The organism is Arenibacterium sp. CAU 1754 (assembly GCF_054482635.1).
In genome coordinates this window covers 1,150,939-1,164,559 of sequence record NZ_JBTLRG010000002.1, presented here as the reverse complement: position 1 = coordinate 1,164,559, position 13,621 = coordinate 1,150,939, and the positions used below count along the sequence as shown (strand labels likewise).

Annotated in this window: 19 protein-coding genes; all 19 read right to left on the bottom strand. The window is 62.1% G+C overall.

From position 1 onward, the window contains the following. Positions 1-3 precede the first annotated feature (3 nt). A complete protein-coding gene (locus ACXYMO_RS12440; RefSeq protein ID WP_458879003.1) occupies positions 4-417 on the bottom strand; it encodes a DUF5333 domain-containing protein in 414 nt (137 codons plus the stop codon). Between the two features lie 98 nt (positions 418-515). Next, positions 516-866: a hypothetical protein gene (locus ACXYMO_RS12435; RefSeq protein ID WP_458879002.1), complete on the bottom strand. Its 351-nt coding sequence runs from the start codon at positions 864-866 to the stop codon at positions 516-518. A 5-nt stretch (positions 867-871) separates the two neighbouring features. Continuing rightward, complete coding sequence (locus tag ACXYMO_RS12430) at positions 872-1,579, bottom strand: class I SAM-dependent methyltransferase (RefSeq protein WP_458879001.1); 708 nt, start codon at positions 1,577-1,579, stop codon at positions 872-874. 36 nt (positions 1,580-1,615) lie between these two features. Then, the gene (locus tag ACXYMO_RS12425) at positions 1,616-2,116 is read right to left on the bottom strand and encodes a DUF3291 domain-containing protein (protein ID WP_458879000.1); all 501 of its coding nucleotides are present in this window, start codon (positions 2,114-2,116) and stop codon (positions 1,616-1,618) included. Positions 2,117-2,119: 3 nt separating this feature from the next. Beyond that, positions 2,120-2,515, bottom strand: a complete 396-nt coding sequence (locus tag ACXYMO_RS12420) for a hypothetical protein (RefSeq protein ID WP_458878999.1) — start codon at positions 2,513-2,515, stop codon at positions 2,120-2,122. 27 nt (positions 2,516-2,542) lie between these two features. Then, positions 2,543-3,838 (bottom strand): NADH-quinone oxidoreductase subunit NuoF, encoded by a 1,296-nt coding sequence (nuoF, locus tag ACXYMO_RS12415; protein WP_458878998.1) that lies wholly within the window; start codon positions 3,836-3,838, stop codon positions 2,543-2,545. Between the two features lie 4 nt (positions 3,839-3,842). Continuing rightward, positions 3,843-4,064: a DUF5337 domain-containing protein gene (locus tag ACXYMO_RS12410; protein ID WP_458878997.1), complete on the bottom strand. Its 222-nt coding sequence runs from the start codon at positions 4,062-4,064 to the stop codon at positions 3,843-3,845. A 12-nt stretch (positions 4,065-4,076) separates the two neighbouring features. Next, entirely contained in the window at positions 4,077-4,802 is a 726-nt protein-coding gene (locus ACXYMO_RS12405) for an endonuclease (protein ID WP_458878996.1), read from the bottom strand. A 98-nt stretch (positions 4,803-4,900) separates the two neighbouring features. Continuing rightward, positions 4,901-6,127: an NADH-quinone oxidoreductase subunit E gene (locus ACXYMO_RS12400; RefSeq protein WP_458878995.1), complete on the bottom strand. Its 1,227-nt coding sequence runs from the start codon at positions 6,125-6,127 to the stop codon at positions 4,901-4,903. A gap of 86 nt (positions 6,128-6,213) precedes the next feature. Further along, positions 6,214-7,431 (bottom strand): NADH-quinone oxidoreductase subunit D, encoded by a 1,218-nt coding sequence (locus tag ACXYMO_RS12395; protein ID WP_458879086.1) that lies wholly within the window; start codon positions 7,429-7,431, stop codon positions 6,214-6,216. Beyond that, complete coding sequence (locus ACXYMO_RS12390) at positions 7,431-7,658, bottom strand: hypothetical protein (protein WP_458878994.1); 228 nt, start codon at positions 7,656-7,658, stop codon at positions 7,431-7,433. The genes ACXYMO_RS12395 and ACXYMO_RS12390 overlap by 1 nt, the downstream gene beginning before the upstream one ends. After that, on the bottom strand, positions 7,659-7,829 hold the full coding sequence (locus ACXYMO_RS12385; protein WP_458878993.1) for a hypothetical protein: 171 nt from the start codon (positions 7,827-7,829) through the stop codon (positions 7,659-7,661). Then, complete coding sequence (locus tag ACXYMO_RS12380) at positions 7,829-8,434, bottom strand: NADH-quinone oxidoreductase subunit C (protein WP_458878992.1); 606 nt, start codon at positions 8,432-8,434, stop codon at positions 7,829-7,831. The genes ACXYMO_RS12385 and ACXYMO_RS12380 overlap by 1 nt, the downstream gene beginning before the upstream one ends. Further along, a complete protein-coding gene (locus ACXYMO_RS12375) occupies positions 8,431-8,964 on the bottom strand; it encodes a NuoB/complex I 20 kDa subunit family protein (protein ID WP_458878991.1) in 534 nt (177 codons plus the stop codon). The genes ACXYMO_RS12380 and ACXYMO_RS12375 overlap by 4 nt, the downstream gene beginning before the upstream one ends. Beyond that, positions 8,955-9,320: an NADH-quinone oxidoreductase subunit A gene (locus ACXYMO_RS12370; RefSeq protein ID WP_458878990.1), complete on the bottom strand. Its 366-nt coding sequence runs from the start codon at positions 9,318-9,320 to the stop codon at positions 8,955-8,957. Before ACXYMO_RS12370 ends, ACXYMO_RS12375 begins: the two co-directional genes overlap by 10 nt. Positions 9,321-9,565: 245 nt before the next feature. Then, the gene (locus ACXYMO_RS12365; RefSeq protein ID WP_458878989.1) at positions 9,566-10,357 is read right to left on the bottom strand and encodes a crotonase/enoyl-CoA hydratase family protein; all 792 of its coding nucleotides are present in this window, start codon (positions 10,355-10,357) and stop codon (positions 9,566-9,568) included. After that, entirely contained in the window at positions 10,350-11,219 is an 870-nt protein-coding gene (locus tag ACXYMO_RS12360; protein ID WP_458878988.1) for a hydroxymethylglutaryl-CoA lyase, read from the bottom strand. Before ACXYMO_RS12360 ends, ACXYMO_RS12365 begins: the two co-directional genes overlap by 8 nt. Positions 11,220-11,264: 45 nt before the next feature. Further along, positions 11,265-13,202 (bottom strand): acetyl/propionyl/methylcrotonyl-CoA carboxylase subunit alpha, encoded by a 1,938-nt coding sequence (locus ACXYMO_RS12355; RefSeq protein WP_458878987.1) that lies wholly within the window; start codon positions 13,200-13,202, stop codon positions 11,265-11,267. Then, a complete protein-coding gene (locus tag ACXYMO_RS12350; RefSeq protein WP_458878986.1) occupies positions 13,202-13,618 on the bottom strand; it encodes an ASCH domain-containing protein in 417 nt (138 codons plus the stop codon). The genes ACXYMO_RS12355 and ACXYMO_RS12350 overlap by 1 nt, the downstream gene beginning before the upstream one ends. Between the last annotated feature and the right edge of the window lie 3 nt (positions 13,619-13,621).

Below are 13,621 nucleotides of genomic sequence, written 5' to 3'. Positions count from 1 at the left end.
GGTCTATTTCGCCTTCAATAGCACGCCGATCGCGCTGGATTTTGAAATCTCCGCACGCCCGAAGGTGCAGAAGGTTTCCGGTTTCGAGTAGGACACGCCATTGGCGGCCAGAAATTTTTTGCCCTTGGATCGCATCCGGGCCTTTTCCGAGTCGGATTCGATGTAGCTGCGGATTTCATCATCCGTATAGCCAAGGTCGTTGGCCCGCGCCTTGAGCCGGCGCAGCACGCCGATGGCCTTGAACAGACGCGCATGGATAGTGTCACAGTGATCACGCACCTCGTCGGCAATCGCAACGGCAAACAGGGCGTCTTCGATCTCGGGGACATCGCGCAGGGATGGTTTTGCGTCCGCACCAGCCGCCGGCACGGCAAAGGCAAGAAGGGCGGCAATCGTAAGGGTCTTGATACTGGTCATGATAGGTCTCTCCTTTGAGGAGAGACCAGAACATGCCAAACCGGCCTTGATATTCAATATCACGCCCGAAAACCCTGTTTTATCGCCCCAAAACCCGCTCATGCCCGGCACCGTCCCTGGAAGGTCAGCGTATTGTCCCGGATCGTCAGCGTCTCGGGCGGCGTGTCCGGACCAACGACCCAGTCAATCCGCGAGGTGCCGAAATTCGCGATGCAGTATTTCGTGCCCTCATAGCGCCCCGCCTCGCGTGCGCCATCGAGAGATGAGGACACATCGTCGATCTCGGTCACGAATTGCGAAAGATCATCGCCGACCTTGCTGGTCTTGGCCGGGAAATATTGGCCCTCGAACAGGATGCGTTCGTTTCTGGCCTGTCCGCACGCCACAAGCGCCAGCAGCATGCCCGCCAGCGCCGCCTTGTGTCCCAAATTGATCAGACCCCTGTTCATCGGTTTCAGCCCACCCGCGAATGCACCGGGCGATAGACCGGCTGTTTGTCGATAACGGCGATTGAATCGTGAATATGGAGCCCGGCCACATGCGCGCCCAGTTCGGGATGGCGCATACCCTTTTTGTGGTACCAGTGATGCATGTCATCGACCAGTTCACGTGCGAAGCGGAAGAAATTGTCACTGCTGCGATACCCGCCACCGAATTTCGGCAGATAGGCGGTGTGCAGATCCTCGATCATGTAGATGCCGTTTTCGGCCAGCTTTGGGTAAAGATGCTCGAACGAGGCGCGCACATGCGGCATCCTATGGCTGCCATCGTCCAGAATGACATCGACGCCGCCCATTTCCTCGACCACCTTGTCCAGAAACTCGGGGTCGGCCTGGCTGCCGATACGGACCTGGCCGGCCTGCCCGTCGAATTGCGCGCACTCCTTGTTGATGTCGATCCCGAACAGGGTGGCATCCTTGCCGAAATACTTGCGCCACATCTGCAGCGAGCCGCCCTTGTTCACGCCGATTTCAAGGAACCGCACATCGGTGCCACGGAACGGCGCGAAATAGCGTTCGTAGATCGGGATATAGTGATGCCACTTGTGAACCACGACGCCCTTGTTCTCGGCAAAGAGCCTGAGCAGGTCGCCGTCAAAACCGTACTTGGTCCGGATGTCTTCGGATACGTCGGCGCCTTCTTCGAATTTGAACCGCCTCATCTGCCCGTTCCTTTACCCTGTGTCACCGTCCAACCCTCACTCTGCCGCGACGGGCGAACACCCGTGGCTGCGCCACATATCCGCCTGCTCCAGATCGGCCCAGCCAAAGGCATGGGCGCTGGGTCCATGGGTGCGCAGGTGCTCAAGCCGCGCCATCGCTTTGTCCAGAGTGGGCTTGTGCCCGGCCGGCACCCACCACATCACGAAATGCATATCGCCCAGAACTTCGAACCATTCTTGGCGCCGTTCGTAAAACTGCTTGTGAATGGTGCCCCAGACGAATTTTTCCAGGCTCGGCGCATCCTCCCACACGGTCAGGTTGGCCACGAACTGCGGATCGTCCCCGATGCTGTTCTCGGTATTGCCGGTGCCCGGCTCGCCCGACCCTTCCATCATCCAGACGAACCCGGGCATCCGTTTGCCCAGCCCGTTGATCCGGTCGAGGTTGTCCATGAACTCGGCAACACGCGGGTCATCGGTCGGGGCCAACAGGCGCCCGACGTTCAACTCGGCCAGATGTTGCTGCGATCCGCTCATGCCTCAGCCTTTTTTCAGAACCATCACGCTCAGCGCCGTTTGCTGTGCGATTTCACCATCCAAAGTCGCACAGGCGTCCAGCGCCGAATAGTCCGTGCCATAGCGCGCCGCCAGCGAGCGGCGTTTGATATCCGCCTCTAGGTCGACGGCCCCGCGCTGTTGCAATGCGGTTGCCGCGCCGGATTTGGCGCGCGCCTCGCTCATCGCCTTGGCCAGCGTTTCGTCATAAGCGTACCGCGCACAGCGCGACGCCAGTTCGCGCGCAACGCGACGCTCGGCATAATGCTGTGGCCCGGGCATCTGCACCAGCCGCTGCGCGCGCGCGTCATCCAGACGGGACGTGCCGCCACAGGCCGCCAGAACACTCAGGGCCACTGTCGAAATCAGAACCTTGCGCATCATCAATCTCCTTGCCGTGCGGCGCTGTTATTCTGCCGCAACGGCGCTGACGCGACCCGTGCGCTTGTGTTTGATCCGGTCTTCGATCTCGTCGCGGAAGTTGCGGATCAGGCCCTGAATGGGCCAGGCCGCCGCATCGCCAAGGGCGCAGATCGTGTGCCCCTCGACCTGCTTGGTGACATCGAGCAGCATGTCGATCTCTTCGACCTCGGCCTCGCCCGTCACCAGACGGTCCATGACCCGCATCATCCATCCCGTCCCTTCCCGGCAAGGCGTGCACTGGCCACAGCTTTCATGCTTGTAGAACTTGGACAACCGCCAGATTGCCTTGATGATATCGGTCGAGTTGTCCATCACGATCACCGCAGCGGTGCCCAGACCGCTGCGCTGTTCGCGCAGGTAATCGAAATCCATGATCGCCTCGCGCATGTTCTCGCCACGGATACAGGGCACCGACGATCCGCCGGGGATCACCGCTTTGAGGTTGTCCCATCCGCCGCGGATACCGCCGCAATGCTTGTCGATCAGCTCCTCGAAGGTGATCGACATCGCCTCTTCGACGACGCAGGGGTTGTTCACATGGCCCGAAATCGCAAACAGCTTGGTGCCCGCGTTGTTCGGACGGCCAAAGGATGAAAACCATTCCGGTCCACGGCGCAGGATGGTCGGGACGACAGCGATCGATTCCACGTTGTTCACCGTTGTCGGGCAGCCGTAAAGACCCGCCCCCGCCGGGAACGGCGGCTTCATGCGCGGCATGCCTTTCTTGCCCTCAAGGCTTTCAAGCAGCGCGGTTTCCTCACCGCAGATATAGGCCCCCGCCCCATGGTGCAGGTACAGATCGAAATCCCACCCCGATTTGGCGGCGTTCTTGCCCAGCAGTCCGGCCTCGTAAGCCTCGTCGATGGCGTTCTGCAACGCCTCGCGCTCGCGGATGTATTCCCCGCGGATATAGATGTAGCAGGCGTTCGCGTTCATCGCGAAAGACGCGATCAGACAGCCCTCGATCAGGGTATGCGGATCATGGCGCATGATCTCGCGGTCCTTGCAGGTGCCCGGCTCGGATTCATCGGCATTCACCACCAGGTAGGACGGGCGACCGTCGCTTTCCTTGGGCATGAAAGACCATTTCAGACCGGTCGGGAAACCCGCGCCGCCGCGCCCGCGCAGACCGCTGTCTTTCATCTGCGAGATGATCCAGTCCCGCCCCTTTTTGATGATCCCGGCGGTCCCGTCCCAATGGCCACGCTCCTGCGCGCCCTTCAGGGTGCGGTCGTGCATCCCGTAGAGATTGGTAAAGATCCGGTCCTGGTCTTTCAGCATCAGCCTAGCCTTTGTCAGCCTGGCGTTTCCGCCAGATGTTAATCGTCTGCCACAGCGCCCAGCCGAACCCGGCCAGCGCCGCAAGGTCAAAAAAGGCGCGCGTCCGGTTGGACCAGCCCCAGTATGACCCTGCAAAATTCGCAAGCAGCCAGAGCAGGCCGACCCCTGCGATCACAAGCGCAACGCGCTGCCCCGCCTTGGTCGTTGAATCCCGCTCTGATGCCATATCTCAGTGCTCCTACTTCTTGCGCGCCGAGAATTCGGTCTCGCCGCCGCTTGCAAGGATCTTGGCCTGCTCGACCCAGTTGTCACGGCTGACCCGGCCCTTGAAGCCCTGAAGGTTCTGATCGACCCAGGCGACCTCTTTGTCGGTCCAGCTTGCAACCTGATCGAAATGGTAAAAGCCCATTGTGTTGAGCAGGATTTCCAGTTTCGGACCGACGCCCTTGATCAGCTTGAGATCATCTGCGCCGCCTGCGCGGGCCGCGCTCAGTGTCGCGGGGGCATCCGCTGCGGTGGCGGTGGCCGCCGGTGCGGGTTCTGCCGCTTTGGGGGCGGGGGCCGCTTTGGCCGCCGGGGCCGGTGCACTGCCGCCTTCGTATTTCCAGCTTCCCTTGCGCTCGGACAGCTCTTGCTGACCGGCCAGTGCAGTCGACGGCTTGATCAGCGGTTCCGACGACGCGGCGGGGGCGGGTTTTGGTGCGGGTGTTTCTTTCGCCGGATCAGCAGCCTTGGCAGGCGCCGGCGCCGGTGCTGCCGCAGCAGGGGCCGGAGCGGGTGCCGGTTCGGCGGGTTTCGCCGGGGCCGGGGTGGGCGTCGTCGCGGCAGAGGTGGTTATTGCCGTCCCTTGGGAGCCCGAGCACCAGAGCCAATTCAGGATCAAACCCACGACCGCGAAGGCCAGAACACCGATCACGATCGATTTCAGAAACCCGGTGCCGAACAGCAAGAGGAGTATCGCCAAGACGACCCCTGCCCCGGCAGCCATTTTCCAACAGCGTTTGCTGCAGCTGCTTTGATCAGTACTACTTGTCATCTTAGAAATTCTCCCGTTGCACTACATTATTTCTTATAAATACCGTCTTTTTTCGCGCGTTGGGAAAATTCTGTTTCGCCGCCTTCCGCAAGCTGCTTTGCCTGCTCAACCCAGTTGTCCCGGCTGACCCGGCCCTTGAACCCTTCCAAGTTCTGATCGACCCAGGCGATTTCATCCGCGCTCCAGGCGCCCACCTGGTCGAAGTGATAGAAACCCAGCGTGTTCAGCAGCGTTTCCAGCTTGGGTCCCACGCCCTTGATCAGCTTCAGGTCATCCGCCCGTCCGCCGCGCGCGGCCTTCAGGGCCTTGGGCTTAGTCCCTGCCCCGCTTGCTGCCGTCTTGACAGGTGCCGCTGACTTGGCTTTTGCCGCCGCTTTCGGTTTTGCCGCTTTCGGTTTTGCTGTCACCTTTGGCTTGGCTTTTGACGTGGCTTTGGCGGCCTGTTTGGTCACACCGGTTTCGTCTGCGGGGGTTTCGGCGGCAGGTTTGACCGCCTTGGCCGGTGCTGCCTTTTTCGCCGCCGGGGGTTTGGGCGCATTGGCCGCCTTGCCCTGCCAGGGCGTAAGCAGCGGCACTTCGGTCCCGTCGATCCGCTTAACCGTGTCCCCGATATCGCTGGCCAGTTGCACGCTGGCGTTATACTGGGTGCGGCCGCTGTCATATTCGGTCAGACTGGTCAGCCCGCTCAGCGGCTCGGCGGCGTAACGTCCGTTTTGCGGACCCGGAAGCGGCACCTTGCCCGCGGCCAGGTCATCCAGGATTTCGCCCATTCGCGCAGCGGTCAGATCCTCGTAGTAATCCTTGCCGATCTGCGCCATCGGTGCATTCGCGCAGGATCCGAGGCATTCGACCTCTTCCCAGCTGAATTTGCCATCCGCACTCAGCTCATGCGGCTTGGCGGCGATTTTTTCGCGGCAGACCGCGACCAGATCCTCGGCCCCGCAGATCATGCAGGATGTCGTTCCACAAATTTGAATATGCGCAACAGAACCAACCGGTTGCAGCTGAAACATGAAGTAGAACGAAGCCACCTCAAGCGCGCGGATATAGGCCATGCCCAGCATGTCGGCCACATGTTCTATCGCCGGGCGGGTCAGCCACCCCTCCTGCTCCTGCGCGCGCCAGAGCAGCGGGATGATCGCGCTGGCCTGACGGCCCTCGGGATACTTGGTGATCTGCGCCTCGGCCCAGGCCTGGTTGGCGGGCGTGAAGGCAAAACTGTCGGGTTGCTCGGGGTGGAGACGGCGAAGCATGACTTAGAACCCTTTGTGCCCGTGGCGGCGTTGGTTGCCTCCGGCGGGAGTATTTTTGGCAAGATGAAGAAGGGGCGTGGCGCGCATCAGCGGTCGATCTCCCCGAACACGACATCCATCGTGCCGATAATCGCGGCGACATCGGCCAGCTGGTGCCCCACGGCGACGTGATCCATCGCCTGAAGATGCAGATACCCCGGCGCGCGGATTTTTGAGCGGTAGGGTTTGTTGGTCCCGTCAGCTACCAGGTAGACACCGAATTCACCTTTGGGCGCCTCGACGGCGGCGTAGACCTCACCGGCAGGTACATGGAACCCTTCGGTATAAAGCTTGAAGTGGTGGATCAGGCTTTCCATCGAGGTCTTCATGTCCGACCGCGACGGCGGGGTGATCTTGCCTCGCGCCAGAACATCGCCCTGCCCGTCAGGCGCGTTCAGTTTTTCGATCGATTGATGGATGATCCGCAGAGACTGGCGCATTTCCTCCATGCGAACGAGGTAGCGATCGAAACAATCACCATTCTTGCCCACGGGGATCTGGAAGTCGAACTCGTCATAGCATTCATAGGGCTGCGCGCGGCGCAAATCCCAGGCCAGGCCCGACCCGCGCACCATCACGCCGGAAAAGCCGTAAAGCTGAATGTCTTCTTCGGTCACGACGCCGATATCGCAGTTGCGCTGCTTGAAAATCCGGTTCTCTGTCAGCAGCCCGTCAATATCGTCCAGCACATTGGGGAACTCATTCGCCCAGGTTTCGATATCTTCCAGCAAGCCGGCCGGCAGATCCTGGTGCACGCCGCCGGGGCGGAAATAGGCCGCGTGCAAACGCGCGCCACAGGCGCGTTCATAAAATTCCATCAGCTTTTCACGCTCTTCGAACCCCCAGAGCGGCGGGGTCAGCGCACCGACATCCATCGCCTGCGTGGTCACGTTCAAAAGGTGGTTCAGGATGCGCCCGATTTCGGAATACAGCACCCGGATCAGCGAGGCACGGCGCGGCACCTCGACGCCGGTCAGCTTTTCGATGGCCAGACACCAGGCATGTTCCTGGTTCATCGGCGCCACGTAATCCAGACGGTCGAAATAGGGCAGGTTCTGCAGGTAGGTCCGGCTTTCCATCAGCTTTTCGGTGCCACGGTGCAGCAGGCCGATATGCGGGTCACAGCGCTCGACGATCTCGCCGTCCAGCTCAAGAACCAGACGCAAAACCCCATGCGCCGCAGGGTGTTGCGGGCCGAAGTTGATGTTGAAATTGCGAATTTTCTGTTCGCCTGTCAGGGCGTCGTCGAACTTTGAGCCGTCCATCATTGCGGGACCTCTTCAGTTTTGCCGAGCTCGGATGTCGCGAATGCCCAAAGCAGGACATTCGGGCCGAGATAGGGAATGAGGCCAAAAACCAGCACCCATGCCGGATAGCCATGTCTTTTCTGAATGACGCGTGCGGGCAACAGGAACAGGGCAATCAAAATCAGCGCCGCAAAAAGCATCGCTGTAGAATGAAACGCCCCAACGTCAGAAAATCGCCCGTGCATCTACAGCTTCTCCAGTTCCTGAAGCTTCATCGCCATGTACCACGCCAGCAGAGGCACACCGATCGGCACGATACAGGCCAGCGCCCAGTACTTGTTGATGCCGAAATGCGGCAACAGCTTGAGCATCGGAATCGTCGTCAGCGCGCTGATCAGCCAGAGCAGACCACCCATCACTCGGCCTCCTTCTTCTCATCGCCGGGAAGGATGTATTCCGCCCCTTCCCATGGGCTCATGAAATCGAACTGGCGGTATTCCTGAACCAGCGACACGGGTTCATAGACGACACGCTTTTGCGCCTCGTCATAGCGAACCTCGGTATATCCGGTGGTCGGGAAATCCTTGCGCAGCGGATACCCGCGAAAGCCATAGTCGGTCAGGATGCGACGCAAATCCGGGTGACCCGAAAACAGGATGCCGAACATGTCGTAAACTTCACGCTCGAACCAGTTGGCCGAGGGGTGCACATCCACGATCGAAGGCACCATGTCATCCTCGCGGATGCTGACGCGCAGGCGCACGCGCTGGTTCTGGTACATCGACAGGAAGTGATAGACCACGTCGAACCGCTTGGCGCGTTCGGGATAATCCACCGCCGTGATATCCACGAGGGACGAGAACCGGCAGGAACTGTCGCTTTTCAGAAACTCGACGAAGCCGGTGATATTGGCCGGGGTCACGTCGATGGTCAGCTCATCATGGGTCACGGTCCAGGCCAGAACGCAATCGGGGCGCTTCAGCTCGATATGGGTGCCCAGTTCTTTCAGTGCTTCGCTCATCGCACAATTGTCCCCGTCCGGCGGATTTTCCGCTGCAACTGCATCAGGCCATAAAGCAAGGCCTCGGCCGTCGGCGGGCAGCCGGGCACGTAGATGTCGACCGGAACGATCCGGTCACAGCCCCGCACCACGGAATAACTGTAGTGATAATACCCGCCCCCATTGGCGCAGGAGCCCATCGAAATCACATAGCGCGGCTCGGGCATCTGGTCGTAAACCTTGCGCAGCGCCGGTGCCATCTTGTTGGTCAGGGTGCCGGCCACGATCATCACGTCCGACTGGCGCGGCGAGGCGCGCGGCGCGATCCCGAACCGTTCGGCGTCATAGCGCGGCATCGAGGTGTGCATCATTTCAACCGCGCAACAGGCCAGACCGAATGTCATCCAGTGCAACGACCCGGTGCGCGCCCAGTTGATCAGATCCTCGGTCGAGGTCAGCAGAAATCCCTTGTCCTGCAACTCGGCATTCAGGGCCTGCGTGGCGACCTCGCGGTCGGCGCCCGCTGAATTGGCGGATGTGCTCACTCCCATTCCAGGGCCCCTTTCTTCCATTCATAGGCAAAGCCGATGGTCAGAACGCCCAGGAACACCATCATCGACCAGAACCCGACCATGCTCACATCCTTGAAGGCCACGGCCCAGGGGAACAGAAAGGCGATTTCGAGGTCGAAAATGATGAACAGGATCGACACCAGGTAGAACCGGACGTCGAATTTCATCCGCGCATCGTCGAATGCGTTGAACCCGCATTCATAGGCGCTGACCTTTTCGGGATCCGGATTTCGGACCGCCAGAACAACCGCGGCAAGGATGAGGACAAGGCCCAACCCGATTGCGACGGCTAAAAACACCAGAATGGGAAGGTATTCCCGCAACATCTCTTCCACGAGTGGGCTCCTTTTATTGCGCTGCCCGTCGGGCGCGCCGTCAAATGGCGTGTTGACCTTGGCTGTGTCTATCCCTGTGCGCGCAGGGGGTCAACGGGGCCAACCCCCTCAAAGAGCGCGAGAATGGCCGCAACCGGGCCATCAACGTCAGAAAAAGTGCAGGTGCAGCATTGATGCATCGTCATCGGGCAGATTTGCGTGCGATCAAGGTCGCCGCCCCGACTCGGCCTGTCACCCCGGCGATCTCAGGCGGCGCCGGTGATCCAGGTCGGTTTTTCCTTGGCGAAAAATGCCCTGATTCCCTCTTCCGCCTCTGCCGTCTCCCATTGAAGGACGAGCGCGCGGATGGTTCTGTCGATGGTGGCCTGATCGATCGGCGGACCAAACGACCGCGCCAGCCGTTTCGAGGCCGCAACGGCCCCGGGCGCACAGGTGAGATAGGGCGCGACTTCGAATTCCACGGCCTCGCTCAGCCCCTCCTCGGGCACGGTGCGCGCGAGCAGACCCAGATCGACCGCTTCGGTCGCGTCGAACAAACGGGCCGACATGAACACACGCCGCGCCCTGGCCTCACCCATGCGGGCCAGGCAATAGGGGCTGATCGTGGCAGGGATCAGGCCCAGCCGCGCCTCGGTAAACCCCATCATTGCGCGGTCCACACTAATGGCCACGTCACAAATGCTGATCAGGCCCAGACCGCCGCCAAAGGCGTTCCCCTGAATGGCGCCGATGACCGGTTTTGACAGCGTGTTCATCGCAAACAGCATCTTGGCCAGTTTGCTGGCCTCGGCAAACCGTGTCTGCCCGTCGGCCTTCATCTGCTGCTGCATCCAGCCCAGATCGCCCCCGGCGCAGAATGTCTTGCCCTTGCCGGTCAGAACAACCACGCGCACTGCGTCGTTCGCGTCAAGCTGGCCGGCCACGACCGTCAGCTCATCGATCATCTGGCCCGACATGGCGTTGTGCTTGTCCGCGCGGTCCAGCGTCAGGGTCGCCACGCCGCGCGCGTCGGTCTCAACGCTGATCGTTTCAAACATGCGCCTGCTCTCCGGTCCGCATGGCCAGTGCCATGGCACTGGCTTCGGCGATCACGTCCAGATCCAGCCCGGTGTCATAGCCCAGACGCTCCAGATGCGCCGCGACGGATTCGGTCGCGACGTTGCCCGCCGCACCGGGGGCATAGGGGCAGCCGCCCAACCCGCCGGCCGCCGCATCAAACACCCGCACGCCCAGCGCCAGCGCCGCATCGATATTGTCCAGCGCCCGCCCGGCGGTATCATGGAAATGCCCGGCCAGACGGCCCACCGGCACCACGTCGCGTACGGTCAGCAGCATCCGCGCGACCGAATCCGGCGTTGCCCGGCCCAGCGTGTCGCCTAGGGAAATCTCGTAACAGCCCATGGCGAACAGACGGTCGGCCACGGCCGCGACCTGGGCCGGGGCCGTCGGCCCGTCAAAGGGGCAGTCGGTCACGCAGGACACATATCCGCGCACCGGCAGGTCGATATGGCGTGCGGCCTTGAGGATTGGCTCGAACCGGTCCAGCGACTCGGCGATGCTGGCGTTGATGTTGGCCTGTGAAAACCCTTCGCTGGCCGAGGCAAAGACCGCAATCTCATCCGCGCCAGCCGCCAGCGCGTCCTCATATCCGCGCATGTTGGGCGTCAGCGCCGCATAGCGCACGCCCGGTGCACGTTTGATCCCGGCCAGCACCTCGGCGCTTCCGGCCATCTGCGGCACCCATTTGGGGCTGACGAAACTGGCGCATTCGATGCGTGAGAACCCGGCGCGGCTCAGACAATCGACCAGCGTGATTTTCTCCGACACCGGGATTTCGCGCTTTTCGTTCTGCAGCCCGTCGCGCGGCCCTACTTCGAATATCTCAACTCGGCCTGACATGATCGCTCTCCCCTGTTTTCATGCCCCACCCCAAACGGGGAAGGATCAGTCGTCCTCTGGCTCCAACCGCACAAGGGCGGCCCCGGCCTCAACCTGTGCCCCGGCCTGCGCCAACACCTCGGCCACCACACCATCGCGTTCGGCCAACAGGGAATGCTCCATCTTCATCGCCTCAAGAACGGCCAGACGGTCCCCCTGTGCCACGCTCTGCCCCACCTCGGCATGCACCGATTTGACCAGCCCGGGCATTGGTGCCTCGATCAGGTTGCCATCGCCCACCTGCCCCGCGGCGCGGTCCAGCGGATCCAGCACCTGAAACTGAAGCCCATAGTCATCAAACACGCTCAGCCGCGCTCCCGCAACAGCAACCTCGGGGGCGGCGGTGCCATCCAGCATCCAACAGCCGCCCACCCGGCGCGCCTCGACCAACGTGTCATCGACCTGCCAAGCCTGCGCGTCCGGCCCCTGTGCGCTCAGGCTCACCATGATCGGGGTGTCCTGCCAGTCCAGTGTCACGCTCTGTTTCAGCGGCGCCCACAGGGAAAACCCCTGTGCCCAGGTGCCCTGCCCGACGCCCAGCGCGGCCATGGCGGCGGCCACCGCATGGCAGGCCCGGGGCCGGGGTTCAACCACCAGCGCATCCAGATCGCGCGCGATCAGCCCGGTATCCACGTCGCCCGCGCCAAACCCGTTATGCCCGGCGAGCGCACCGAGAAAAGCAAGGTTCGTCACGGTGCCCCCCACCTGCGTTTCGCGCAGCGCGCGCGACAGGCGCGACAGCGCCACATCCCGCGTGGGTCCATGCACGATGACCTTGGCGATCATCGGATCGTACCACGGGCTAATCGTGTCACCCGCGCGCACGCCGCTGTCGGCGCGGCATCCCTGCGGGAAGGCCAGATGCGTCAGCGTTCCGGTCGCGGGCAGGAACCCCTTGGGCACATCCTCGGCGTAAAGCCGGGCCTCAAACGCATGGCCGGTGATCGACAGCTCGTCTTGCTGCTTGGGCAGCGGCTCGCCCGCGGCCACGCGCAACTGCCATTCCACCAGATCAACGCCGGTGATCGCCTCGGTCACCGGGTGCTCGACCTGAAGGCGCGTGTTCATCTCCATGAAATAGAACCGGTCCGCGCGCAGCCCCTCGCTGGCGTCAACGATGAATTCCACCGTCCCCGCCCCGGAATAGCCGATCGCCTCGGCCGCGCGCACAGCCGCCTGGCCCATGGTGTCGCGCATATCCTCGGACATGCCCGGCGCCGGGGCCTCTTCGATCACCTTCTGATGACGGCGTTGCAGCGAACAGTCGCGTTCAAACAGATGCACCGCATGGGTGCCATCGCCAAAGACCTGCACCTCGATATGGCGCGGCTTGCCGACGTATTTTTCAACCAGAACATCCGTGTTGCCGAACGCGGTTTTCGCCTCGCCCCGCGCACTGTCCAGCGCGGCGGCGAAATCCTTGGCCTGCTCGACCAGACGCATGCCCTTGCCGCCGCCACCAGCGACGGCCTTGATCAGGACAGGATAGCCAATCGCATCCGCCGCGCCCGACAGATGCTCGGGGTCCTGATTGCTTCCGTGATAGCCCGGCACAACCGGCACACCGGCCTTTTCCATCAATGCCTTGGCCGCATCTTTCAGCCCCATGGACCGGATCGCATCCGCACTGGGCCCGATGAATACCAGCCCCGCGGCCACGACGGCCTCGACGAATTCGGGGTTTTCCGACAGGAAGCCATACCCCGGGTGGATCGCCTGCGCGCCGGTCTTCAGCGCCGCCTGGATGATCGCATCCCCGCGCAGATAACTGTCCGCCGGGGCCGCCCCGCCGATATGCACCGCCTCATCGGCCATCTGCACATGCTTGGCGCCCGCATCCGCATCGGAATAGACCGCGACGCAGCGCACGCCCATGGCCTGCGCCGTTTCCATGACCCGGCAGGCAATCTCGCCCCGGTTCGCAATCAGGATCGTATCAAACATCAGGCGTAGTCCTCTATCATTCTGAACCGTTCGCACATCAGCTTCATATCCGGTGAAAAGGTGCCCGCGCGCCGGAAATAGGCCTCATATCCCGCGCGCCAGTGGTCCAGATCGCGGAATTCGCCCTGTGCGGCGACAAATTCGGCGTCCATGTCGCAAAACCTGCGCGTTTTCACCTCGACCGTTTCGATCATCAGGGCGGGTGTTCCGTCCCAGTTGAGCGCGACATCGCGGCGGCCCGGTTCGGGCCATGCATCGCCGCCCTTGCCATAGGCCGAGACCGCCTCGCAGGTGCCGGTCTTTTGCCCGCTGCGCACCAGCGCGAGGATTTCCGCGCAGAGTTCGGGACTGTCCCCGAAGCGGAAGGTTTCCGCCTCCGGGTTGGCGTCGATGATCTGCTGCAATGACTGTGCCATGTT